Origin of the sequence: Kitasatospora sp. NPDC004745 (assembly GCF_042873275.1) — a bacterium.
In the GTDB taxonomy this organism is placed as follows: Bacteria; Actinomycetota; Actinomycetes; order Streptomycetales; family Streptomycetaceae; genus Kitasatospora.
This window is the reverse complement of the sequence record NZ_JBIALK010000002.1, coordinates 498472-521878: the sequence shown is the minus strand read 5'-3', so window position 1 is coordinate 521878 and position 23407 is coordinate 498472. Positions and strand designations below refer to the sequence as shown.

The 23407-nt window shown below is 74.4% G+C and carries 20 protein-coding genes and 1 pseudogene; 12 read left to right on the top strand and 9 right to left on the bottom strand.

Annotation, left to right across the window (positions count from 1 at the left end; translation table 11 throughout):
- Positions 1-35: 35 nt before the first annotated feature.
- From ACFYUY_RS05950 to ACFYUY_RS05940, 3 genes are all read right to left on the bottom strand, one after another.
- Complete coding sequence (locus ACFYUY_RS05950) at positions 36-1403, bottom strand: pyridoxal phosphate-dependent decarboxylase family protein (protein WP_387898330.1); 1368 nt, start codon at positions 1401-1403, stop codon at positions 36-38.
- Positions 1404-1613: 210 nt separating this feature from the next.
- Positions 1614-2078, bottom strand: a complete 465-nt coding sequence (locus ACFYUY_RS05945; RefSeq protein ID WP_360207502.1) for an Lrp/AsnC family transcriptional regulator — start codon at positions 2076-2078, stop codon at positions 1614-1616.
- 163 nt (positions 2079-2241) lie between these two features.
- Positions 2242-3165, bottom strand: coding sequence for an NADP-dependent oxidoreductase (locus tag ACFYUY_RS05940; RefSeq protein ID WP_387898325.1), 924 nt, complete (start codon positions 3163-3165; stop codon positions 2242-2244).
- A 193-nt stretch (positions 3166-3358) separates the two neighbouring features.
- Here ACFYUY_RS05940 and nadA point away from each other — a divergent pair, with 193 nt between their 5' ends.
- Positions 3359-4543, top strand: coding sequence for a quinolinate synthase NadA (gene nadA / locus ACFYUY_RS05935; protein ID WP_360207508.1), 1185 nt, complete (start codon positions 3359-3361; stop codon positions 4541-4543).
- A 107-nt stretch (positions 4544-4650) separates the two neighbouring features.
- Here nadA and ACFYUY_RS05930 read toward each other — a convergent pair whose 3' ends face one another.
- Together ACFYUY_RS05930 and ACFYUY_RS05925 are read right to left on the bottom strand one after the other, a co-directional pair.
- Positions 4651-4944 carry a hypothetical protein gene (locus ACFYUY_RS05930; RefSeq protein ID WP_387898322.1) on the bottom strand — a complete coding sequence of 98 codons (294 nt, stop codon included), beginning with the start codon at positions 4942-4944 and terminating at the stop codon, positions 4651-4653.
- A gap of 38 nt (positions 4945-4982) precedes the next feature.
- Entirely contained in the window at positions 4983-5786 is an 804-nt protein-coding gene (locus ACFYUY_RS05925) for a PspA/IM30 family protein (RefSeq protein ID WP_360207513.1), read from the bottom strand.
- Between the two features lie 330 nt (positions 5787-6116).
- Here ACFYUY_RS05925 and ACFYUY_RS05920 point away from each other — a divergent pair, with 330 nt between their 5' ends.
- Positions 6117-6671 (top strand): DUF3043 domain-containing protein, encoded by a 555-nt coding sequence (locus tag ACFYUY_RS05920; protein ID WP_387898319.1) that lies wholly within the window; start codon positions 6117-6119, stop codon positions 6669-6671.
- A gap of 155 nt (positions 6672-6826) precedes the next feature.
- On the top strand, positions 6827-7567 hold the full coding sequence (locus ACFYUY_RS05915) for a class I SAM-dependent methyltransferase (protein ID WP_387898671.1): 741 nt from the start codon (positions 6827-6829) through the stop codon (positions 7565-7567).
- Positions 7568-7584: 17 nt separating this feature from the next.
- Here ACFYUY_RS05915 and ACFYUY_RS05910 read toward each other — a convergent pair whose 3' ends face one another.
- A complete protein-coding gene (locus ACFYUY_RS05910; protein ID WP_360207518.1) occupies positions 7585-7785 on the bottom strand; it encodes a hypothetical protein in 201 nt (66 codons plus the stop codon).
- A gap of 119 nt (positions 7786-7904) precedes the next feature.
- Here ACFYUY_RS05910 and cobU point away from each other — a divergent pair.
- From cobU to ACFYUY_RS05875, 7 genes and pseudogenes are all read left to right on the top strand, one after another.
- Positions 7905-8471, top strand: a pseudogene (gene cobU / locus ACFYUY_RS05905) (bifunctional adenosylcobinamide kinase/adenosylcobinamide-phosphate guanylyltransferase); the annotation flags it as partial.
- A 69-nt stretch (positions 8472-8540) separates the two neighbouring features.
- Complete coding sequence (locus ACFYUY_RS05900) at positions 8541-9656, top strand: nicotinate-nucleotide--dimethylbenzimidazole phosphoribosyltransferase (protein WP_387898315.1); 1116 nt, start codon at positions 8541-8543, stop codon at positions 9654-9656.
- 92 nt (positions 9657-9748) lie between these two features.
- Entirely contained in the window at positions 9749-10528 is a 780-nt protein-coding gene (locus ACFYUY_RS05895) for an adenosylcobinamide-GDP ribazoletransferase (protein ID WP_387898313.1), read from the top strand.
- 257 nt (positions 10529-10785) lie between these two features.
- Entirely contained in the window at positions 10786-12291 is a 1506-nt protein-coding gene (locus ACFYUY_RS05890; RefSeq protein WP_360207527.1) for a leucyl aminopeptidase, read from the top strand.
- Positions 12292-12691: 400 nt separating this feature from the next.
- Entirely contained in the window at positions 12692-14080 is a 1389-nt protein-coding gene (gene lpdA, locus ACFYUY_RS05885) for a dihydrolipoyl dehydrogenase (RefSeq protein WP_387898310.1), read from the top strand.
- Between the two features lie 61 nt (positions 14081-14141).
- Positions 14142-15929: a 2-oxoglutarate dehydrogenase, E2 component, dihydrolipoamide succinyltransferase gene (gene sucB / locus ACFYUY_RS05880; RefSeq protein ID WP_387898307.1), complete on the top strand. Its 1788-nt coding sequence runs from the start codon at positions 14142-14144 to the stop codon at positions 15927-15929.
- 230 nt (positions 15930-16159) lie between these two features.
- On the top strand, positions 16160-16675 hold the full coding sequence (locus ACFYUY_RS05875; protein WP_360207536.1) for a DUF4240 domain-containing protein: 516 nt from the start codon (positions 16160-16162) through the stop codon (positions 16673-16675).
- A gap of 39 nt (positions 16676-16714) precedes the next feature.
- On the opposite strand, the gene ACFYUY_RS05870 is transcribed toward ACFYUY_RS05875, so the two are convergent.
- On the bottom strand, positions 16715-17773 hold the full coding sequence (locus ACFYUY_RS05870) for a DUF2510 domain-containing protein (protein WP_387898304.1): 1059 nt from the start codon (positions 17771-17773) through the stop codon (positions 16715-16717).
- 112 nt (positions 17774-17885) lie between these two features.
- Positions 17886-18389, bottom strand: a complete 504-nt coding sequence (locus ACFYUY_RS05865) for a GNAT family N-acetyltransferase (protein WP_360207541.1) — start codon at positions 18387-18389, stop codon at positions 17886-17888.
- 72 nt (positions 18390-18461) lie between these two features.
- Between ACFYUY_RS05865 and ACFYUY_RS05860 the strand changes: the two genes are divergently transcribed.
- Positions 18462-19367: a TIGR01777 family oxidoreductase gene (locus tag ACFYUY_RS05860; RefSeq protein ID WP_387898301.1), complete on the top strand. Its 906-nt coding sequence runs from the start codon at positions 18462-18464 to the stop codon at positions 19365-19367.
- 503 nt (positions 19368-19870) lie between these two features.
- The gene (locus tag ACFYUY_RS05855; RefSeq protein ID WP_360207546.1) at positions 19871-21199 is read left to right on the top strand and encodes an NAD(P)/FAD-dependent oxidoreductase; all 1329 of its coding nucleotides are present in this window, start codon (positions 19871-19873) and stop codon (positions 21197-21199) included.
- A gap of 155 nt (positions 21200-21354) precedes the next feature.
- Here the strand turns inward: ACFYUY_RS05855 and ACFYUY_RS05850 are convergent, their stop codons facing one another.
- Entirely contained in the window at positions 21355-23247 is a 1893-nt protein-coding gene (locus ACFYUY_RS05850) for a regulator (RefSeq protein WP_360207549.1), read from the bottom strand.
- Positions 23248-23407: the final 160 nt, after the last annotated feature.

Genomic DNA, 23407 nt, shown 5'->3' with positions numbered 1-23407 from the left:
GCGGCGGGGGTCCCGTCAGGAGCGTCGGCCCGGACTCAGGCCATGGTGGCCAGGATCTCCCGGACCATCTCCATGGTGGTGCCCGGGTGCAGGAAGGCGAAGCGGGCGACCGTCTCGCCGTCCCAGCCGGTCGGGGTGACGAAGCCGATCTGGTCGGCGAGGAGCTGCTGGGACCAGCGGTAGTAGTCCTCGTTCGTCCAGCCGGTGCGCTTGAAGCAGACGGCCGAGAGCTGCGGGTCGAACAGCAGCTCCAGGTGCTCGGTCTCGCGGATCAGCTGGGCGGTGTCCCGGGCGAGCTGGAGGCCGGTCTCGATGGCGTCGGTGTAGGCCTGGGTGCCGTGGACGGCCAGCGAGAACCAGAGCGGCAGGCCGCGGGCGCGCCGGGTGAGGTGGTAGGCGTAGTCGGTGGGGTTCCACTCGTCGCCCTCGGTGTGCAGGACGTCGAGGTAGGAGGCGTCCTGGGTGTGCACGGCGCGGGCGAGCTGCGGGTTGCGGTAGACCAGCGCCGCGCAGTCGAAGGGCGCGAACAGCCACTTGTGCGGGTCGACGACGAAGGAGTCGGCGTGCTCGATGCCGTTGTAGCGCTCGCGGACGGAGGGGGCGAACAGGCCCGCGCCGCCGTAGGCGCCGTCCACGTGGAACCACAGGTCGCGCTCGCGGGCGACCTCGGCGAGGCCGGCGAGGTCGTCGACGATGCCCTCGTTGGTGGTGCCGGCGGTGCCGACGACGGCGATGACCGTCTCCGGGTGGGGGTCGGCGGCCAGGGCGGCGCGCAGCGCCTCGCCGGTGAAGCGGCGGTCGACGGTCGGGACCTTGAAGGCCTCGACGCCGATGATGTTGAAGGTGTTCTTGACCGAGGAGTGGACCTGGTCGGCGACGGCTATCCGCAGGCGCGCCTCGGGGCCGACGCCGAGCCGGCGGCGGGCGGTGTCACGGGCGACGACGAGGGCGGAGAGGTTGCCCGCGGAGCCGCCGGAGACGAAGGTGCCGCCGGCCGAGGCGGGCATGCCCGCGCGGTCGGCGATCAGGCGCAGCACCTGGTTCTCGGCGGCGATCGCGCCGGCCGCCTCCAGCCAGGAGATGCCCTGCAGGGAGGCGCAGGAGACCACCATGTCGAAGAGCAGCGCGGCCTTGGTCGGGGCGCACGGGATGAACGACAGGTAGCGCGGGCTGTCCGCGGAGATCACCGCGCGGGACAGCTCGTGGTCGTAGAGCTTGAGCACGTCGGCCGGGCTGTTGCCGTGCTCGTTGAGCAGGCCGGCCAGCTGGGTGCGCAGGTGCTCGCCGTCACCGGGGTGGTCGAGGGGGACGGGGTCGTACTGCAGCCGGTCCCGCATGTAGTCGAAAACCAGGTCGACCAGTTCGTTGTCGGGCCGGTGCATGCGGTCGGGGGCTGCGGACACGGCTGTCCCTCTCGGCAGTGGGGGTGCGGGGGTGTTGTGGATCGTGTCCGGTCGGCGGGACGGTTCACCGCGTTGGCCGGACGTGATCAGCGTAGGCAGCCGGAGGGCTTCGCCGCGCGTCGGAACGCGGCTGGTCAGGCAGGTTTCGGGCGTCTTCGGGCCGGTCGGCGCAGGTTTCCTGCGCGGTGTGCCGTTACCGCCGGACGGGTTTCAGCCGATGAGCTGGGATAGGACGACGGAGGAGCGGCTGCGCTGGACGCCGGGCTCGCGCCGGATGCGCTCGATGACGGCCTCCAGGTGGCGCATGTCGGCGGCGCGCAGGTGCACCAGGGCGTCCGGGTCGCCGGTGACCGTCCAGGCGGCGACGACCTCGGGGAACTGCCGCAGGCTGGCGAGGATCTCCTCGGGGGCGGTCCGCTCGCGGCAGTAGACCTCGACGAAGGCCTCGGTCTGCCAGCCGAGCACCGAGGGGTCGAGCACGACGGTGAAGCCGCGCACCACGCCGCGCGCCCGCAGCCGGTCGATCCGGCGGCGCACGGCGGTGGCGGAGAGGTTCACCTGCAGGCCGATCTCGGCGTAGGAGGCGCGGCCGTCGCTGCCGAGTCGGGCGAGCAGGAGCCGGTCGGTCTCGTCGAGATCGGCCCCGATCACCTCGTGCGCTCGGCTGCTGGTCATCGGTGCGGTGCTCCACGGGTCGTACGGTGGCCGGCGGCGGGGCCGACAGGGCGGCGCCGCCGTCATCCGTCACTGCTGAAACGGTTCGCCACCATTCTGGCGGATCTCGGCAGCGGGTTCACCGCGATCGGATGACGGCCCCGGGTCGGCCGGCCGTCCGCCGTCAGTCGACCAGCAGGACGATCTTGCCGCGGGTGCGGCCCTCCGCGCCGAGCGCCTGGGCGGAGGCCGCCTGGGCCAGCGGGAAGGTCGAGGCGACGGTCACCGTCAGCCGGCCGTCGTCGGCGAGCGCGGCCAGTTCCGCCAGGCCCTCCCGGTCCGGGCGGACCCAGACGTAGTGGCCGCCGAGCGCCTTCACCCCGAAGTCCGCGGTCGAGGCGATCCGGCCCGGATCCGCGACCAGGCCCGCCGAGACCTGCACCGCGCCGCCGCCGACCAGGTCCAGGGCCGCGTCCACGCCGCCCGGGGCGAGCTCCCGGACCCGGTCGGCCAGGCCCTCGCCGTAGGTCACCGGTTCGGCGCCGAGGCCGCGCAGGTAGTCGTGGTTGCGCTCGGCCGCGGTGCCGATCACCCGGGCGCCCCGGGCCCGGACCAGCTGGACGGCCAGGTGGCCGACACCGCCGGCCGCGGCGTGCACCAGCAGCGTCTCCCCCTCGCGCAGCCGCAGGGCCCGCAGCGCCTGCAGCGCGGTCAGCCCGGCCAGCGGCAGGCCGCCGGCCTGCGCCCAGTCCAGTGCGGCCGGCTTGCGGGCGAGGGTGCGGACCGGGGCGGCGACCAGCTCGGCGTAGGTGCCGTGCTCCACCGCGTCCTTGCGCACGTAGCCGTACACCTCGTCCCCCGGCGCGAACTCGGTCACGCCGCCGCCCACCGCACGGACCACGCCGGCCGCGTCCCAGCCCATGACCATCGGGAAGTGCGCGTCCAGCAGGCCGTCCAGGGCGCCCTCGCGGACCTTCCAGTCCACCGGGTTCACCCCGGCCGCGCGCACCTGGACCAGGACGGAGTCCGGGCCGACCTTCGGGTCGGGCAGCTCGGTGTACTCGACCACCTCGGGGCCGCCGTAGCGGTTGATCGCGATTGCCTTCATGGCCCCAACCCATACCCCCGACCGGTGCCGCCACCGATTCGGCCACGCCGGGAAGGGTCCGATCCGGCGAGCGGTTCTCGTCACATCGACAGGATGGCCATCGTCACTCTGACGCTAACCGGTTATCATAGATAGTGTCAGATAGACGAAAAGGCTTCACCGCTTGATCGGCCGCACAGAAGGGCACCCGCCCGTGACCACCACCATCACCGAGACCCACGGCGTCGACCCCGCTCCGACGCCGCTCGCTCTGCTGCTGCTCGGCCGTGAGGCCGACCCGAACAGCGAGCGCGGCGTCGACTGCCCCGGCGACCTCCCCCCGGCCTCCGACCCGAACCTCGTCGAGCGCGCCCGCGCGGCCAAGGCCGCGCTCGGCGACCGCGTCTTCATCCTCGGCCACCACTACCAGCGCGACGAGGTGATCGAGTTCGCCGACGTCACCGGCGACTCCTTCAAGCTCGCGCGCGACGCCGCGGCCCGCCCGGAAGCCGAGTACATCGTCTTCTGCGGCGTGCACTTCATGGCCGAGTCCGCGGACATCCTCACCACCGAGGCCCAGCAGGTCGTCCTGCCGGACCTCGCGGCCGGCTGTTCGATGGCCGACATGGCCACCGCCGAGCAGGTCGCCGAGTGCTGGGACGTGCTCACCGACGCCGGCATAGCCGACGTGACCGTCCCGGTCTCGTACATGAACTCCTCCGCCGACATCAAGGCCTTCACCGGCCGGCACGGCGGCACCATCTGCACCTCCTCCAACGCCCGACGCGCCCTGGAGTGGGCCTTCGAGCAGGGCCAGAAGGTGCTCTTCCTCCCCGACCAGCACCTGGGCCGCAACACCGCGGTGCGCGAGATGGGCCTCTCGCTGGACGACTGCGTCCTGTACAACCCGCACAAGCCCAACGGCGGCCTGACCGTCGAGCAGCTGCGCAACGCCAAGATGATCCTCTGGCGCGGCCACTGCTCGGTGCACGGCCGGTTCAACCTGGACTCCGTGAACGACGTGCGCGAGCGGATCCCCGGCGTCACCGTGCTGGTCCACCCCGAGTGCCGGCACGAGGTCGTCGAGGCCGCCGACATGGTGGGCTCGACCGAGTACATCATCAAGGCCCTGGACGCCGCCGAGCCCGGCTCCAAGTGGGCCATCGGCACCGAACTGAACCTCGTCCGCCGCCTCGCCAAGGCGCACCCGGACAAGGAGGTCGTCTTCCTGGACCGGACGGTCTGCTTCTGCTCCACCATGAACCGGATCGACCTGCCGCACCTCGTCTGGGCGCTGGAGTCGCTGGTCGAGGGCCGGGTGCCGAACGTGATCACCGTCGACCCGGAGACCGAGAAGTACGCCAAGGCCGCGCTGGACCGCATGCTGGCCCTGCCGTAGCCGGCCGGCGGCCCGCGGGGAGCGGGCCGCCGGGCGCACGCGAAGGGCGGGCCCCCTCCCAACGGAGGGGGCCCGCCCTTTCGTCTGGCACCGGACCTGCGGCGAGGCTACTCGGGGTAGCCCGGGATCACGCCCTCGCCGTCGGCCATCAGCAGTTCGCGGACCTCGTGGATCGTCGCCTCGGCGCTCGGCAGGATCAGCTCGGACGGCTCCAGCGAGTCCAGCGGCACCGGGGTGCCGAACCGCTTCACCGCCTCCAGCAGCTTGCCGTACGCCCGGCGGAAGAGCTCCTCGTCCCCCGACTCCACTGCGGTGACGAGCTCGGCGTCGAGCTCGTTGAGCAGGTTCAGGTGGGCGTCGCCCACCTCGTACTGCCCCTCACCCATGACCCTCATGATCATGCCGTGCGTCTCCCTGCTTCGTGGGGGTGGAGCTCAGATCACTTGTTGTAGTTGATGCGCGGGGTGTCCTGCTGCGGGTGGGCCTCCGGCTGCTGCGGACGGCCCTGCTCGATCGCGGCCGGACCGGAGGACGGGCCCGCCAGCTCGGCCTTCATCCGGGCCAGCTCCAGCTCGACGTCGGTGCCGCCGGCCACCCGCTCCAGCTCCGCCTCGATGTCGTCCTTGCGGCCGAGGCCGCTCGCGTCGTCGAGCGCGCCGGACGCCAGCAGCTCGTCGATCGCACCGGCGCGGGCCTGCATCTGCGCGGTCTTGTCCTCGGCCCGCTGGATGGCCAGGCCGACGTCGCCCATCTCCTCCGAGATCCCGGAGAAGGACTCGGCGATGCGGGTCTGCGCCTGCGCCGCGGTGTAGGTCGCCTTGATGGTCTCCTTCTTGGTGCGGAAGGCGTCCACCTTGGCCTGCAGCCGCTGGGAGGCGAGCGTGAGCTTCTCCTCCTCGGCCTGCAGGGCCTGGTACTGCGTCTCCAGGTCGGTGATCTGGGACTGCATGTTGGCCCGGCGGGTCAGCGCCTCGCGCGCGAGGTCCTCGCGGCCGAGGGACAGCGCCTTGCGGCCCTGGTCCTCGTACTTCGCGGACTGCTGCTGGAGCTGGGTCAGCTGGAGTTCCAGGCGCTTGCGCGAGGTCGCGACGTCCGCGACGCCACGCCGTACCTTCTGCAGCAGTTCGAGCTGCTTCTGGTAGGAGTAGTCGAGCGTCTCACGGGGATCCTCCGCCCGGTCCAAGGCCTTGTTCGCCTTGGAGCGGAAGATCAGCCCCATACGCTTCATGATTCCGTCGCTCATGGGCCTCGGGTGCCCCCTTCTCCGGCCTGCGGTCTCTATCTCGGTACCAGACACGACGAGTGTATGTGCAGCGAGCCCGTCGCCGCAGTGCACCTGCCTGCTACAAGACTGCTACAGCGGCAAGTGGTAGTTCCTCCTCCCCGGGGTGGATCCGCCTCTCATCCCCTCCATGGTCCATCCGATCGATCCCCTACGGGAAGGGTCGGGAGGCCCCGGCGGCGACGATCGATATGCGTTTGGGTCCGAGGGCACCCGTGGAAGCCGCGCCGCACCCCGTACGCTGGTGGTGTGTTCCGACGCCGTTCAGATGATGCCGCTGCCTCCGCCGCCGTGCTGGAGCAGGACGAGACGACCCAGGCCCGCCACCCCGAGGCCAAGAAGGGGCGCCCCACCCCCAAGCGCAACGAGGCCGAGGCCAACCGGCGTACCCGGGTGACGGTGCCCAAGGACCGCAAGGAGGCCGCCCGCCAGGCCCGTGACCGGATGCGCACCGAGCGCGAGAAGCAGCGCACCGCGCTGCTGGAGGGCGACGAGCGCCACCTCCCGGCCCGTGACAAGGGCCCGGTGCGCAAGTTCGCCCGCGACTTCGTGGACGCCCGCTGGTCGCTCGCCGAGTTCTTCCTCCCGGCCGCCGTGGTCATCCTGGTGCTCAGCATCGTCAAGGTGCCGACCCTCCAGCTGCTGTCCACGGTGCTGTTCCTGCTGTTCTTCGTGCTGGTGATCCTGGACTTCGTCCGGCTCGGCTTCGGTCTGCGCAAGCAGCTCGCCGAGCGCTTCGCCGGCCAGAACACCCGCGGCGCCGTCGCCTACGGCCTGATGCGCATCCTGCAGATGCGCCGGCTGCGACTGCCCAAGCCGCAGGTGCGTCGCGGGGAGAAGCCCTGACCGCCGAACCGGTGGACTACGGCTGGGCCCCGCCCTCCTGGGAGGGGCCCGGCCTGTACGCGTTGCCGGGGCAGGGCGACGGCGGGCACGACCGGATCCAGGAGCGCCGACTGCCCTCCCGCAGCGGCTCCTTCGCCGGCGGCACCGGCGCCTGGCTGGAACGCCACGGCGGCCTGCGCGACTTCGTCAGCCAGGAGCTGGTCTCCCGGCAGCTCGCCGAACAGCTGACCGGCCGCACCGCGCAGCGCGTCCTCGACATCGGCTGCGGCCAGGGCACCCAGGCGCTGCGCCTGGCCCGGGCCGGCCACTACGTCACCGGCATCGACTCCGACCCGGTCGCGCTCGGCGTCGCCCAGGGGGCGCTCGCCGAGGAGCCGGCGGAGGTCCGCGGGCGGCTTCAGCTGCTCAGCGGCGACGCCCACCAGTGCGGGCGCTGGTTCGGCCCGCGCAGCTTCGACGTCGTGCTCTGCCACGGCGTGCTGATGTACCTGCCCGACCCGGACCCGATGATCGCCTCGCTGGCCCGCCTGCTGGCGCCCGGCGGGCTGCTCTCGCTGCTGGTCCGCAACCGCGACGCGCTCGCCCTGCGGCCCGCCGCCGCCGGGGACTGGCGGGCCGCACTGGACGCCTTCGAGACCGACCGGTACTACAACCGGCTCGGCCTGGCCGCCCGCGCCGACCGGCTCGCCGACGTCACCGTCACGCTCTCCGAGGTGTCGGTGCCGCTGAAGCACTGGTACGGCGTGCGGGTCTTCACCGACACCGCGCCCGAGGACACCGCCCCGCCCGTGGACGGCCGGCAACTGGCGCAGCTGCTGGAGGCCGAGTACCGGGCCGGACGCACCGACCCGTACCGGCAGGTCGCCGCGCTGCTGCACGTGGTCGGGGCCAAGTAGGCCCCGCCCGGCGCGGGTTACGCCTCGTGCAGGCTCATCGAGTAGATCACCCGGTCGTCGTCGAGCAGGACGGCCGTGTCGACGCCGCCCTCGGCGAGCTGCTTCCAGCTCTCCCCGATCCACGTCTCGGCGTCCCCCTGGCCGGCGAACTCCTCCTGGCCGCCGTCGGGCGCCACCACGGTGCCGTCCGCCTTCTCGTACCGCCACGTCCAGACCATGCTGGCTCCTCCCACTGACGACGCTGCCTGTGCACTGCCCTGTGTGCTGCGCACCTTAGCCTGCCCGGCCCGATCTTCCGTATGCCTCGTCGGGCAGGATGAGCACCATGGCGACCCACCCCGCACTCCCCCGCACCCTGCTGCTCGGCGGTGCCCGGTCCGGCAAGTCCACCCGGGCCGAGCAGCTGCTCGCCGACCGCCCCGACGTCCTGTACGTCGCCACCGGCGGCACCCGGGACGGCGACGCCGAGTGGGCCCAGCGGGTCGAACTGCACCGCGAGCGGCGGCCGTCCGGCTGGCGCACCGCCGAGACCTGCGACCTGGAGGCCGTGCTGGCCGACTCCGCCGACCCGGCGCCGGTGCTGATCGACTGCCTCGCCCTGTGGCTGACCGCCGTGATGGACGAGTGCGGCGCCTGGGACGACCGGGTGTGGGCGGACGGCGGCGAGGCCGCGGTGCAGCGGCGGTGCGAGGGGCTGGCGCGCGCCTGGGCGACCACCGCGCGCTCCGTCGTCGCGGTGAGCAACGAGGTCGGGATGGGCGTCGTCCCGGCGACCGCGGCCGGCCGGCGATTCCGCGACACCCTGGGCCGGCTCAACATGGCCGTGGCGGACGGCTCGGAGCGGGTTCTGCTGGTCGTGGCCGGACAGGTGATGGCGATCAAGGACGAGCGACCGGTGCGCTGAGCGCCCCCGGCCGACGGCATCGCACGCCAGCCTCGGCCCGAACATCCGCGGCGTGTAGCCTTCCGGACGATGGACACGACCGTGGATCTCGATACGTTCTCCTCGCTCGTCGAGCGCCCCGACGAGAGCGCCCGCAGGGCCGCCGAGGAACGCTGGCAGGAGGCCGGCCGGCCGCGCGGCGGCCTGGGCAGGCTCGAGGAACTGGGCAGCTGGCTGTCGTCCGTGCAGGGGCGCTCCCCGGTGCGGCCGGTGTCGGCCCCCAAGGTGCTGCTGTTCGCCGCCGACCACGGCGTCGCCGCGCTCGGCGTCTCCCGGCTGCCCGCCGAGGGCGGCACCGCCGCCCGGGTCCGCGCGGTGCTGGACGGCACCGCGCCGGTGGCCCGGCTGGCCCGGCGCTACGGCGCCGAGGTGCGGGTCGTCGACGTCGCGGTGGACGCCGACCCCTCCGACTTCCCCGACGAGGTGGTCACCCACCGGATCCGGCGCGGCTCCGGCCGGATCGACGTCGAGGACGCGCTCACCCCCGAGGAGACGGCACGGGCCTTCCGGGCCGGCATGGCCGTCGCCGACGAGGAGGCCGACGCCGGCACCGACCTGGTGCTGCTCGGCGACCTCGGGGTCGGCGCGACCACCGTCGCCGCCGTGCTGGTCGGCGCCCTGTGCGGGACGGACGCGGCCGCGGTCACCGGGCGCGGCTCGGGCATCGACGACCGGGTCTGGATGGTCAAGTGCGCCACCGTCCGCGACTCGCTGCGGCGGGCCCGGCCGGTGCTCGGCGACCAGCTGGCCCTGCTCGGCGCCACCGGCGGCGCCGACTTCGCCGCGATCACCGGCTTCCTGCTGCAGGCCGCGGTCCGGCAGCTGCCGGTGGTGCTGGACGGCGTCGTCTCGGCCGCCTGCGCCCTGGTCGCCCAGCGGATCGCCTTCCGCGCCCCGGAGTGGTGGCGCGCCGGGCAGTCCAGCGGCGAGCCGGCTCAGGCCAAGGCCTACGACCGGCTCACCCTGACGCCGCTGCAGGACCAGGGGATCACCCTCGGCGAGGGCGTCGGCGCGCTGCTGGCCCTGCCGCTGCTGCAGGCCGCGGGCGACGCGCTCGCGGACGAGGCGCCGAAGGCGTTCGTCCCCGCGGGGCCGAAGGAGCAGCCGAAGCTGCCGTCGGCGGCTGACCTGCTGCGCCGGCTGTAGCCGCGCCGCCAAGGATCACCAGCGCCCCGTCCGGGGCCGGGGAGGGCCCCGGCACCCCGGCCGGGGCGCTTCCGGTCGAAGGGAAACACGCCGTGCAGGGCGCCAGTTGGGCCGAGGGCTTGCGGTTCGCCTTCGGGACGTTGTCGGTGCTCCGGGTCCGGGTGGAGCGGTGGGACCGCGCCGCCGGCGGGCGGGCGATGACGGCCGCCCCGCTGGTGGGCCTGGTGCTCGGGGCGCTGGCCGCCGGGGCGGGGGCCCTGGTGGCCTGGCGGGCCGGCGGAGCGCTCGGCGCGGTCACCGCGGTGGGTGTGCTGGCCGCGCTGACCCGGGGGCTGCACCTGGACGGGCTGGCGGACGTCGCGGACGGCCTGGGCAGCGGGAAGCCGGCCGAGGACGCGCTGCGCATCATGAAGCAGTCCGACATCGGCCCGTTCGGCGTGCTGACCCTGCTGCTCGCGCTGCTCGCGCAGGTCGCCGCGCTGGCCGGGCAGTTCGCGGAGTCCCTCCCGCGCGGGGCCCTCGCGGTGCTGGCCTCGGCGGTGGCCGCGCGCTGCGCGCTCGCCTGGGGGTGCCTGCGGTCGGTGCCGCCCGCCAGGCCGGGCGGGCTGGGCGCGATGGTGGCGGGGACCGTCCCGCCCGCCGGCGCGGCGCTGGGGACGGCCGCCGCGGCGCTGGTGCTGGCCGCGCTCGGAACGTTCGACGGATCGTCAGCCCTTCGCCTCCCCGCGTCCGTTGTGCTCGGCGTCGGCTGCGCATGGCTGCTGCTGGGACGGTGTGTGCGGCGGTTCGGCGGGATCACCGGGGACGTGCTCGGAGCGATGGCGGAAACCGCCGCGACCGGGACGCTGTTCGCCTTGGCGTTGCTGGGCTGACACCGGGCGGCGCGTGATCCCACCATGCGGACTACCATGCGGGGAGCACCGCAGCCCTGCACCGTGGCAGGTCCTGCCCGCCCGGCGTTCACCGAGGAGCCGGGGCCTCTGGTGTGCGCGCCCGCCGCGGGCGGCCGCGCGCGCCAGGGGGCCCGGACCCGGCTCGCGCCGGCGGACCGGCCCGCGACGGCTGGCTGCGCCGGTGCGGCAGTCAGGCCGCGACCGGCCGTGGACCGCGAAAGAACAGGACGCATTACGTGACTGCATTGTCTGTGAGCACCTCCTCCGCCGCCTCGCTGCGCGCGGACGCGCTGGTGGTCGGTGTCGCGAAGGGCCCCAAGGGCATCGCGCTGGCCCCCGGCGCCGAGGCCGTGAACGAGGCGTTCGAGGGCAAGCTGGCCGAGGTCCTCGGCACCCTGGGCGCGACCGGCGCCGAGGGCGAGGCCGTCAAGGTTCCCTCCGCCGCCGGCCTGAAGGCCGCGCTCGTGCTCGCGGTCGGTCTCGGCGAGGCCGCCGAGGACGGCTACCAGGCGGAGACCCTGCGCCGCGCGGCCGGTGTCGCCGCCCGTACCCTGGCCGGCGCCAAGAAGGTCGCCCTGGCCCTGCCCGTGGAGTCCGCGGACGACGTCGAGGCTGTCGCGCTCGGCGGTCTGCTGGGCTCGTACGCCTTCGGCGCCTACAAGGGCAACGGCAACGGCAAGGAGCCGGTCGGCGAGCTGGTCGTGCTGACCGCCCGCAAGGGCAGCAAGGACGCCAAGGCCGCCGTGGAGCGCGCCGCCGTGGTCGGCGAGGAGATGAACCGGGCCCGCGACCTGGTCAACACCGCGCCGAACGACCTGAACCCGAAGAGCTTCGCCGCGATCGCCCAGGCGGCCGGCAAGGAGCACGGCCTCAAGGTCGAGGTGCTGGACGAGAAGGCGCTGCTCAAGGGCGGCTTCGGCGGCCTGCTGGGCGTCGGCGGCGGCTCCGCCAACCCGCCGCGGCTGGTCAAGGTGGCGTACACCCACCCGAAGGCGAAGGCCTCGCTGGCGTTCGTCGGCAAGGGCATCACCTACGACTCGGGCGGCATCTCGCTGAAGCCGGCCGGCCACAACGAGACCATGAAGTGCGACATGGCCGGCGCCGCCGCCGTGTTCGCCGCCGTGGTGGCCGCCAAGCGCCTGGGCCTGGTCGTCAACGTGACCGCCTGGCTGGCGCTGGCCGAGAACATGCCGTCCGGCTCCGCCACCCGCCCGGGCGACGTGCTGCGGATGTACGGCGGCAAGACCGTCGAGGTCCTGAACACCGACGCCGAGGGCCGCCTGGTGCTGGCCGACGCGATCGTGCGGGCCGGCGAGGAGAACCCGGACGTCATCGTCGACGTGGCGACCCTGACCGGCGCGATGGTGCTGGCCCTGGGCCACCGCACCTTCGCCGTGATGTCCAACAACGCCGAGCTGCGCGAGAACCTGCACACCATCGCGGGCGAGGCGGGCGAGCAGTCCTGGCCGATGCCGCTGCCGGCCGACCTGCGCAAGGGCATGACCGAGTCGACCATCGCCGACCTGGCCAACATGGGCGAGCGGATGGGCGGCGGCCTGGTGGCCGGCCTGTTCCTGCAGGAGTTCGTCGCCGAGGGCACCGACTGGGCGCACCTGGACATCGCCGGCCCGGCCTTCCACGAGACCGCGCCGTTCGGCTACACCCCGAAGGGCGGCACCGCGAGCGCGGTGCGCACCCTGGTCCGCTACGCCGAGCAGACCGCGGCGGGCGCCAAGGCCTGATCGGCCACCCGCTCCACGGGGGTCCGGCGCGTCCGCGCCGGGCCCCCGTCGACGTTCCCGGGCCGGTTACCTGCGAGTAGACGCGGGGACCGCCCCGCACCCCTGTTCGCTGCGGGCGAAACTTTGTTCCACACTGCGGAAGAGGCTGCCGCAGAGGAGCTCGACAACTCCCGGAAAGCAGCTGTCAACCCCCCGTTGAGCTGCAACGATGCCCTTCCGTCGGGGGTGTTCCCGCCCCGGTGACCACTCCGTGGGACACCCCTGGGGTGGACCCGGACATCAGCCACCGCGAACAAGTGCGAAGATGTATTTCCGGCACGACTGGGCGCCCCACAAAGGCTTCCGACCCACCGGACCGCGACCGGCCCGGCGACCCACCCCATTGCATGGAGGACGTGACGTGGCGAACGACGCCAGCACCGTTTTCGACGTAGTCATTCTCGGAGGCGGAAGCGGCGGTTACGCCGCGGCGCTCCGCGCCGCTCAGCTGGGCCTGAGTGTCGCCCTGGTCGAGAAGGGTGAGCTGGGCGGCACCTGCCTGCACCGCGGCTGCATCCCGACCAAGGCGCTGCTGCACGCCGCCGAGATCGCGGACGAGACGAAGGAGGCCGCCGAGTTCGGCGTGCTGGCCACCTTCCAGGGCATCGACATCAACGGCGTCCACAAGTACAAGGACGACGTCATCGCCGGCCTGTACAAGGGCCTGCAGGGCCTGGTCGCCTCCCGCAAGGTCACCTTCGTCCAGGGCGAGGGCAAGCTCTCCTCGCAGACCTCGGTGGACGTCAACGGCCAGCGCATCGAGGGCCGCCACATCGTCCTCGCCACCGGCTCCGTCCCGCGCTCGATCCCGGGCCTGGAGATCGACGGAAACCGCGTGATCTCCTCCGACCACGCCCTCAAGCTCGACCGCATCCCGAAGTCGGCCGTCATCCTCGGCGGCGGCGTGATCGGCGTCGAGTTCGCCTCGGTCTGGAAGTCCTTCGGCGTCGAGGTCACCATCGTCGAGGCGCTGCCGCACCTCGTCCCGCTGGAGGACGAGAACTCCTCCAAGCTGCTGGAGCGCGCGTTCCGCAAGCGCGGCATCAAGTTCGAGCTGAAGGCCCGCTTCTCCGGCGTCGAGTACACCGAGACCGGTGTCCGCGTCTCCACCGAGAACGGCAAGCAGATCGACGCCGACCTGCTGCTCGTGGCCATCGGCCGCGGCCCGGTCTCGGCCGGCCTCGGCTACGAGGAGAACGGCGTCGCGATGGACCGCGGCTACGTCCTGGTCGACGAGTACATGCGCACCAACGTGCCCACCATCTCGGCCGTCGGCGACCTCGCCCCGACCCTGCAGCTGGCCCACGTCGGCTTCGCCGAGGGCATCCTGGTCGCCGAGCGCCTGGCCGGCCTCAAGCCGGTGCCGATCGACTACGACGGCGTCCCGCGCGTGACCTACTCCAACCCCGAGGTCGCCTCCGTCGGCATCTCGGAGGCCAAGGCCGTCGAGCTGTACGGCAAGGAGAAGGTCGTCACGCTCAAGTACAACCTGGCCGGCAACGGCAAGAGCAAGATCCTGAAGACCGCCGGCGAGATCAAGCTCGTCCAGGTCAAGGACGGCGCCGTGGTCGGCGTCCACATGGTCGGCGCCCGCATGGGCGAGCAGGTCGGCGAGGCTCAGCTGATCTACAACTGGGAGGCGCTGCCGGCCGAGGTCGCGCAGCTCATCCACGCGCACCCGACCCAGTCCGAGGCCCTGGGCGAGGCGCACCTGGCGCTGGCCGGCAAGGCGCTGCACGCGCACGACTGATCACGCCCCGCCCCCACACCCCATTTCCAGTACGCAAGACTTGATAGGAGTCGCTGAAACCATGGCGGTCTCAGTAACACTGCCCGCGCTGGGCGAGAGCGTTTCCGAGGGCACCGTCACCCGTTGGCTGAAGGCCGAGGGTGAGCGTGTCGAGGTCGACGAGCCGCTGCTCGAGGTCTCCACCGACAAGGTCGACACCGAGATCCCGGCGCCGGCCTCCGGCATCCTGGCCTCGATCAAGGTCGCCGAGGACGAGACCGTCGAGGTCGGCGCCGAGCTGGCGATCATCGACGACGGCTCCGGTGCGCCGGCCCCCGTCGCCGCCCCGGTCGCCGAGGCCGCGCCCGTCGCCGCCCCGGCCCCGGCCGCCGAGGCCCCGGCCGCCGAGGCCCCGGCCGCCGCTCCGGCTCCGGTCGCCGAGGCGCCGGCCGCCCCGGCCGCCCCGGCCGGCGACGCCACCCCGGTGCTGCTCCCCGCCCTGGGCGAGTCCGTCACCGAGGGCACCGTCACCCGCTGGCTGAAGGCCGAGGGTGAGACGGTCGAGGTCGACGAGCCGCTGCTCGAGGTCTCCACCGACAAGGTCGACACCGAGATCCCGTCGCCCGTCGCCGGTGTCGTCGTGAAGATCCTGGTCGGCGAGGACGAGACCGCCGAGGTCGGCGCCCAGCTCGCGCTGATCGGTGCCGCCGGCGCCGTCGCCGCCGCTCCGGCCGCCGCTCCGGCCCCGGCCCCGGTGGCAGCTCCGGCTCCCGTGGCCGCCCCGGCTCCGGCTGCCCCGGCCGCTCCGGCCCCGGTCGCCGCCGCCCCGGCCCCCGTCGCCCCGGCCGCCCCCGTGGCCGCCCCGGCTCCGACTGCCCCGGCCGCCCCCGTGGCCGCCCCGGCCCCGGTCGCCGCCGCTCCGGCCGCCCCGGTGGCCGACGCCGGTGACGCCTACGTCACCCCGCTGGTGCGCAAGCTCGCCGCCGAGCACGGCATCGCGCTGACCTCCGTCACCGGCACCGGTGTCGGCGGCCGCATCCGCAAGCAGGACGTCATCGCCGCCGCGGAGGCCGCCAAGGCCGCTCCGGCCCCGGTCGCCGCCGCCGCTCCGGCCGCTGCCGCGCCGAAGGCCGCCGCCGCGCCGTCCGCCCTGCGCGGCCAGACGGTCAAGATGACCCGCATGCGCAAGGTCATCGGCGACAACATGATGAAGGCCCTGCACGAGCAGGCCCAGCTCACCAGCGTGGTCGAGGTGGACGTCACCAAGATCATGGCGCTGCGCGGCCGTGCCAAGGACTCCTTCCTCGCCCGCGAGGGCGTGAAGCTGTCCCCGATGCCGTTCTTCGTCAAGGCCGCCGCCCAGGCGCTGAAGGCCCACGCGGTCGTCAACGCCCGGATCAACGACGCCGAGGGCACCATCACCTACTTCGACACCGAGAACATCGGTATCGCGGTGGACTCCGAGAAGGGTCTGATGACCCCGGTCATCAAGGGTGCGGGCGACCTCAACATCGCCGGCATCTCGAAGAAGACCGCCGAGCTGGCCGCCAAGGTCCGCGACAGCAAGATCACCCCGGACGAGCTGTCCGGTGCCACCTTCACGATCAGCAACACCGGCTCGCGCGGTGCCCTGTTCGACACCGTGATCGTGCCGCCGAACCAGGCCGCCATCCTGGGCATCGGCGCCACCGTCAAGCGCCCGGTCGTCATCGAGGCCGACGGCGGCACCGCCATCGGCATCCGCGACATGACCTACCTGTCGCTCTCCTACGACCACCGCCTGGTGGACGGCGCCGACGCCGCCCGCTACCTGGTCGCGGTCAAGGAGATCCTGGAGGCCGGCGAGTTCGAGGTCGAGCTCGGCCTGTAAGGCGCTCCCCGGTCGCTCCGACCCCGCGGAACCCCGCACCGTCCCCGGACGGTGCGGGGTTCCGCCGTTCCCGGAGGGGGGCGGTCGCGGCGGCGAGCGGTCGGGTGGGGGGCGGTCGCGGCGGCGAGCGGTCGGGCGGGGGCGGTCACGTCACTCCCCGGAGGGTCGCCCAGCGTTTCGCCGGGCCATGGCATGCGCCGGGGCGGGCGAACGGGGATGCTTGAGCGGTGATGGACGAGACCGACTTCTGGCAGATCATCGACGAGACCCGGGAGGCCGCCGACGGCGACCCGGACGATCAGGCCGACCGCCTGGTGGAACGGCTGGTCCAACTGACCCCGGACGACGTCATCGACTTCGCCCGGCTGTTCGAGGCCCGGTTCCAGCGCGCCTACCGCTCCGACCTGTGGGGCGCGGCCTACCTGCTGCTGGACGGCGCCTCCGAGGACACCTTCGACTTCTTCCGCTGCTGGCTGATCGGCCAGGGCCGGGACGTCTTCGAGGGCGGGCTGGCCGAACCGGACGACCTGGCGGACCTGCTGCCCGAGTTCGACGAGGAGGAGGACGGCGAGGCCGAGGACCTCGGCTTCGCCGCCGACGAGGCGTACGAGCAGCTCACCGGGCTGCCGCTGCCCGAGGTGGGCGGGCGGCAGGCCGGCCGGCCCTCGGGGGCGTCGCTGGACTTCGACGACCCCGACGTCATGGCGAAGCGGTTCCCCAAGCTCTGGGAGCGCTACGGCGACTGACCCCGCGCCCGGGCACCCGATCCGGGCGCCGGCCCCGGATCAGGTGGTGCTGCCGCCGCCCGACGTGCCGTCCTGCTGGATCCCCTTGAGGATCTGGTCCAGCACGGAGGCGTCGGGCGCCTTCGGGTCGTCGTCCACGCCGCCCTGGAAGACCACGAAGCCGCCTCCCTTGGCCGGCACCGCGGCCAGCAGGACGTAGCCCTGGGTGCCGTCCGAGGTGCGGACGTGCCAGCGCACGGCGTAGCCGAAGACGCCCGCGACGGTGGCGTAGCCGGAGCCGGAGTCGGTGTGCGAGGTGATCCCGGTGAAGATCTGCCCGGCGTAGGTGGGCATCGTCGCCTCGGCCGCCGCCTTGGCGGTGGCGCCCTGGACGGTGTCCTTCTCGACCGAGAACTGCCCGCGGATGCAGGAGTTGCCGTCCGCGCAGGTGTAGCGGCCGGTGCCGAGGAAGACCGTGGAGTGGGTGGAGTCCGTCCCGGCGTCCCAGCCGTCGAGCACCGGGACGGTGATCGCGTGCTGCGCGTCCGGGACGGTGGACTTCACGGCCGGGGCCGGCTTCGGCGTGGGCAGCGTCGGGGTGACGGTGGGCGCGCTCGCGGTCGGGCTCGGGGAGGGGCTGGAGCCCTGGGTGATGGTGACCGTCGGGACCGGGGTCGGGTCGGCCTGCGGGGAGCCGCCGCTGTTGAGCACGATCCCGGCGATGATCCCGCCCACGGCCAGCACCCCGAGGCCGATGCCGACGAGCATGCCGGGCCTGACCCGGCCGGGCGCGGGCTGCGCCGGGTAGCCGTAGCCGTAGCCCACGCCCTGGGCGGGCGATCCGCCCTGGCCGTCCTGGCCGGGGTAGCCGTAGCCCGGGGCCGGGGCGCTGCCCGGGTAGCCGTAGCCGGGGGTGTCCTGCGGGCCGCCGTAGCCGTAACCGGGCTGCTGCGCGGAGGGCTTCCAGCCCTGGGTGGGGGCGTCGGCCACCCCGGCGGCGCCGCCCTGCAGCGGGCGCACCTCACTGGTCCAGGCGTTGCCGTCCCACCAGCGCTCGTGACCGGCGGTGCCGTCCGCACCGGAGACCGGGTACCACCCGGGGGGCGTCGAGTTGCTCACGGCCGTACGGTACCCGGCACGGCGGCGGTCCAGACAGGGCGCTTTGGTCACGACTCTGCACCACCCGGCCGCGACTGACGGGCCGTCAGGTGCGGCCGTTGGCGGTGCTCGGTCAGGTTCGGTCGACGAGCCGGCGGGCCATCCATACGTCGTCCACGTAGGACCCGTCGATCAGGAACTCCTCGGCCAGCGAGCCCTCGACGACGAAGCCGCAGCTCTCGTAGAGGCGGCGGGCCGGCACGTTCCAGCCGAGCACCCGCAGGGTCATCCGGCGCGCGCCGTCCGCCCGGGCCGCCTCGCAGGCCGCCTCCACCAGGCGACGGCCGACGCCCCGGCCGCGGACCGCGCCGTCGACGGCGAGGCCCTGGATCTGGCGGACGTGCCGGTTGCTGGCCAGCGGGGTCGGCGGGACCTGGCGGACGTAGCCGACGATCCGGCCGCCCAGGAGGGCGAGCAGGAACTGCTCCGGGGCGTGCCGGTCGTCGAAGACGCCGTCCCCCTCGGGCGGCAGCGGGGCGACCTCGGACAGCGGGGACCACGCGGCCCGGTTGAGGACCGCGAGTTCACGCTCGTCCTCGGGCCGGGCCGGGCGGATGATCAGTTCGTCGTCGAGCATGCGCGTCATACTAGTGAGACGCGCCCGGACGTCACAGCGGTTAACCGCCGGCACGACTGGAAGGATGGGCGCATGCGCATCGTTGTCACGGGCTCCACGGGATTGATCGGTTCGGCACTCGTCCGCTCCCTGCTGGCGGACGGCCACGAGGTGGTCCGGCTGGTCCGGCGCCGGTCCAGGACGGGCCCGCAGCCCGACGGCAGCACGGCCATCGGCTGGAACCCGCTGCTCGGCCAGGTCGAGCGGGGCGGACTGGCCGGAACGGACGCGGTGGTGCACCTGGCCGGCGCCGGGGTCGGCGACCACCGCTGGACGGACTCCTACAAGCGGGAGATCCGGGAGAGCCGGGTCCTCGGCACCGAGACGCTGGCCGTCGCCCTGGCCGAGCTGAAGGAGCCGCCGCGGGTCCTGGTCAGCGCCTCCGCGGTCGGCTGGTACGGGCAGACCGGCGACCGGGTGATCGACGAGGACTCCCCCGCCGGCGACGACTTCCTCGCCGAGGTCTGCGTGGAGTGGGAGGCGGCCGCCCGGCCCGCGGAACGGGCCGGGATCCGCGTGGTGCACCCGCGCACCGGGATGGTGCTCTCCGCCGCCGGCGGGGCCGGTGCGCGCCTGCTCCCCCTGTTCAGAATGGGCCTGGGCGGGCGGCTCGGCGACGGCCGGCAGTACTGGAGCCTGCTCTCGCTGGAGGACGAGGTCGCCGCGCTGCGCTTCCTGATCGACCGGGACGACCTCTCGGGCGCCGTCAACCTCAGCGCGCCCGAGCCCGCCACCAACGCCGAACTGACCGCCGCGCTCGGCCGGGCGCTGCGGCGCCCGACTCCGTTCCCGGTGCCGGAGGCGGTGCTCCGGGTGGTGCTCGGGGAGCTGGCGGTCGAGGTCGTCGGCAGCCACCGGGTGGTGCCGCGGCGGCTGCTGGACGCCGGGTTCCGCTTCGCGCACCCGGACGTGGACGCGGTGGTGCGCTCGGCGGTGTGACGAGTGGTCCGACGGGCGGGTGCCCGTGTGGTGCGGCCGGCGGTCGACGAGTGGTCCGACGGGCGGGTGCCCGCGGTGGTGCGCTCGGCGGTGTGACGGGCGGTGGCGGGGCGGGTGCTCCGCCGCCACGGTGCGACGGGTCGGCGGCCGCGTGCCGGTAGGCCCGTCGGCGTACCCCGGCTACGGCATCCACCCTGGCCAGGGGCATATGCCGGGCTGAGGCCGGACGGGGCTCCGGGAGGGGGCGCACGGGAGCACACCCCGGGCGCGTTGCACGCCCCCGGTGACCGTGCGCGCCCGTCGACCCCGGAACCCGGCCGTCACGGCGCACTGTCCGTGACCGCGCCCCCGCCCGGTGCCGCACGACCCCTCCCTGCCCTCGGATCGGGCCCGGTGCGTCTGTCTGATGCTCACACCGACTGGGCATCACATCGTCGGACCGTGTCCCGGCACCCCGCTGCCTGCGTCGGCCGGAGCCCCGGGACCAGGGAGGGAGCACGCCCGTGCCCACGTACGACTTCACCCGCCGCGCCCGCCGTCCGTCCGACCCGGACGTCGTCGTGGTCGGCGCCGGACTCGCGGGCCTGGCCGCCGCCCGCGCACTCACCGGCCACGGCCTCACCGTCCAGGTCCTCGAGGCCACGGACCGGATCGGGGGCCGGATGGCCACCCGCGAGCTCGACGGATTCCGGCTCGACGACGGCGGCCACCTGCTGAACACCGCGTTCCCCGAACCACGCCGCGTGCTCGACCTCGACCGGCTCGACCTGCGCCCGCTCGCGCCCGGCGTACTCGTGCACAGCGGCGGCCGCCGCCACCGCACCGGGGACCCCCAGCTCACCACCGCCCGGCAGGCCGCCACCCGGGCCCCGCTCGGCACCACGCTCGACAAGGCCCGGCTCGGCAGCTGGCTCGGCCGGCTCGCCGCCACCCCCGCCGGCAGGCTCCAGGCCCGCCCGGAGACCACCACCGCCCGCGCGCTGACCGGCCACGGGCTCGCCCCGCGCACCGTCGACGGTTTCCTGCGGCCGCTGCTCAGCGCCCTGCTCAGCGACCCGGCCCTCGGCACCAGCAGCCGGATCGCCGACCTGGTGCTGCGCTCCTACGCGCGCGGCCGGCTCTGTCTGCCCGCCGACGGGATCGCGGCCGTGCCGGCCCAGCTGGCCGCCGCCCTGCCCGCCGGCACCGTGCGCACCGGGGTGCAGGTCACCTCGGTCACCGCCGACGGCGTGGAGACCCTCACCCACGGGCGGATCGGCGCCCAGGCCGTCGTGCTCGCCACCGACGCGCGGTCCGCCGCCGACCTGCTGCCCGGGCTGCGGCTGCCGGACTTCCACCCCGTCACGACCTTCTACCACGCGGCCGACCGCGCCCCGCTGAGCGAGGCCGTCCTGCTGCTCGACGGCGACCGGCCCGCCGGGCAGCCGCCGCTGGTCTCGCACTCGCTGGTGCTCAGCGAGCTGCACCCCTCGTACGCCCCGGCCGGGCAGGCGCTCATCGCCACCACCGTGCTCGGCCGGCGGTCCTTCGACGCGGGCGGCCCGGCCGGGCTGGAACCGGCGGTCCGGGCCCGGCTCGCGGAGCTGTACGGCACCCCGACGACGGGCTGGCAGTTCCTGAGCGTGCGGCACGTCCCGGACGCCGTGCCCGCGATGCCGCCGCCGCACAACCCCCGGCGCCCGGTGCGGGTGCTGGCCGGCCTCTACGTCGCCGGGGACCACCGGGACACCAGTAGCGTGCAGGGGGCACTGGTGTCCGGCCGGCGGGCAGCGCAGGCGGTGCTGCGCGACCTCGGCGTGCCGGCCTCCGCCCGGGAGGCCGCGGCGGCCTGACGGCCCCGGGGCCGCCCCGCGGACGGGGTTCGACGACGGACCGGGGCCCGGCCGGGCCGGTGGTCCGGGCCGGCGACGGGATCGGCTCCGCCGAGCTGCGCGGCAGCCCGCCGGAACGGGCGGGCGCCGCGTGGCCGACCCCGCCGCCCCGGGCCTCAGATCACCCCCGCCTGGCGGGCCGTCTCCTCGAAGGCACGGGCCACCGGGCTGCCCCGGTAGGGGGTGAGGCGGCGGTGGAAGTCCCTGACGTACTCCAGCGAGCGGGCCGAGCGCATCTCCCCCGCCGCCCGCAGCGCGTCGGTGGCCATCGTGCAGGCCTCGTCGAGGTCCCCCATGCCGAGCCGGGCGGTGGCCAGCACCAGCCGGCAGAAGATGCGGCTGCGCGCGTAGGCGGGCGAGCGCAGCCGCAGCGACTTCTCGGCGTGCTGCGCCGAGGTGCGCCACTGCTGCAGGTCGCGGTAGCAGTGGGCGAACTCGTCGGAGAGCTGTGCCTCGTCGAAGTACCGTGCCCAAGAAGGGAGTTCGTCGCCGGGGCGGGCCGCGGCCAGGGCCCGTTCGGAGCGCACCAGGGCGGTGGTGCAGGCCCTGACGTCACCCAGCAGGCCGTGCCCGCGCGCCTCGGCGGCGTGCATCAGCGACTGCACCACCGGCGGCACCGCCGTGCCCACGCCCTGCTGGGCGACCCGGGCCAGCTGGACGGCCTCCCGGCCGTGGCCCAGGTGGACGGCCTGCTGGCTCATCGTCACCAGGACGTACCCGCCGAGCGCGCGGTCCCCGGCCGCCTGCGAGAGTCGCAGCGCCTGCACGAAGTAGCGCTGGGCGAGGCCGTGCGCGGCGATGTCGAAGGACGTCCAGCCGGCCAGCCTGGTGAGGTCGGCGACCGCGCCGAACAGCGCCCGGCCGATCTGCTCGCCGTAGCGGCCGCGCAGCATCGGCTCGGCCTCGCTCTCCAGGTAGCGCACCAGCGCCTGCCGGGCGTGCCCGCCGCCGTAGGCGTGGTCGAGCGCGCGGAAGAGGTCGCCGACGGCGCGGATCGCGGCGATGTCGCCGCGGCCGACCCGCAGCGCGGGGCGGGACTCGCGGGCCGGGTCGTGGTACGGCGGCTCGACGGCGGCCGGCGGGCGGCGGCTCTGGGTGGGGACCCGGCCGACGGCGGGCACGGCGGCGGTGCCGGTGGTGCCGGCGGTCGGGCGTGCGCCCGGGCCCTGGGCGCGCGCCGGGCCCGCGGCGGACGCACCGGGCGGGCCCTGGGCGGCCGTGCCCGTGGGGGGCGGTCCGGTGGCGGCGTCGGGGCGGGCCAGCGTGGAGCCGTCCCGGGCGACCCGCTCGTCGGTGCGCCCGATCAGCCAGTCCCGGCTGGGGACGACCAGGCCGGCCGGGGTGAAGGCGATCCGGCGCAGCTCGGACTGCGGGCCGTTGTCCTTGCGCCACATGCTCGCCACGATGTCCACCGCCTCCTGCGGGGTCTCGGCGAACTCCAGGCCCGCGTACACCGGGGCGCAGGCGTCCAGGCCGAGGTCCTGGGCGGTGAGGCGGCGGCCGAGGCGGCGGGTGAAGACCTCGGCGATCAGGGCCGGGGTCGCGCCGCGCGGCTGCTGGCCGCGCAGCCAGCGGGTGACGGACGTCTTGTCGTAGCGCAGGTCGAGACCGTGCTCCAGGCCGAGCTGGTCGACCCGGCGGGCCAGACCGGCGTGCGAGAAGCCGGCCTCCTCGATCAGCGCGGCGAGCTGGCCGTTCTGCGGGGCCGGACCGGAGTGACCGGTGTGCCCGCCGGAGGGCGCCGGGGCCGGCCCGGCGCCTTCGTGCCGGTCGGCTGCGTGCCGGTCGCCTTCGTGCCGGTCGGGTGCGGCCTGCGCGGGCAGCCGCGGGTCGCCCGCGGTCGGGTCGTCGGCCGTCAGAGGGTCGGCCGTGAGGGTATCGGCGGTCCGGGTGTCGGCGGTCAGGGTGTCGGGGGCGTCCGGAAGGGCCCGGCCGACCGGACCTCGGTGCTGGCCGAGCGGGTCGAGCGGTCCGTACGCCGGGCGGTCGGTAGCAGGCCGTTGGGGCATGTCAGTCAACACCTCTCGGACGTCGCACCTGGCTCCACCAGCGCTTCGGCTGCCTGGGGCGGCGCCCCCTGTCGGGAATCGGCGTGAATGTAGCGAGCATTCGGGCGCTATGGGTGGATCTGACCGAGCAATCCTCCGAACGGGTGAAGCAACCGCGCCC

Coding starts and splice junctions, on each gene's coding strand:
- ACFYUY_RS05945 (WP_360207502.1), bottom strand. CDS start 2,078: ATGACCAGCAGCCGAGCGCACGAGGTGATCGGGGCCGATCTCGACGAG.
- ACFYUY_RS05940 (WP_387898325.1), bottom strand. CDS start 3,165: ATGAAGGCAATCGCGATCAACCGCTACGGCGGCCCCGAGGTGGTCGAG.
- ACFYUY_RS05930 (WP_387898322.1), bottom strand. CDS start 4,944: ATGATCATGAGGGTCATGGGTGAGGGGCAGTACGAGGTGGGCGACGCC.
- ACFYUY_RS05925 (WP_360207513.1), bottom strand. CDS start 5,786: ATGAGCGACGGAATCATGAAGCGTATGGGGCTGATCTTCCGCTCCAAG.
- ACFYUY_RS05910 (WP_360207518.1), bottom strand. CDS start 7,785: ATGGTCTGGACGTGGCGGTACGAGAAGGCGGACGGCACCGTGGTGGCG.
- ACFYUY_RS05900 (WP_387898315.1), top strand. CDS start 8,541: ATGGACACGACCGTGGATCTCGATACGTTCTCCTCGCTCGTCGAGCGC.
- sucB (WP_387898307.1), top strand. CDS start 14,142: ATGGCGGTCTCAGTAACACTGCCCGCGCTGGGCGAGAGCGTTTCCGAG.
- ACFYUY_RS05875 (WP_360207536.1), top strand. CDS start 16,160: ATGGACGAGACCGACTTCTGGCAGATCATCGACGAGACCCGGGAGGCC.
- ACFYUY_RS05865 (WP_360207541.1), bottom strand. CDS start 18,389: ATGCTCGACGACGAACTGATCATCCGCCCGGCCCGGCCCGAGGACGAG.
- ACFYUY_RS05860 (WP_387898301.1), top strand. CDS start 18,462: ATGCGCATCGTTGTCACGGGCTCCACGGGATTGATCGGTTCGGCACTC.
- ACFYUY_RS05850 (WP_360207549.1), bottom strand. CDS start 23,247: ATGCCCCAACGGCCTGCTACCGACCGCCCGGCGTACGGACCGCTCGAC.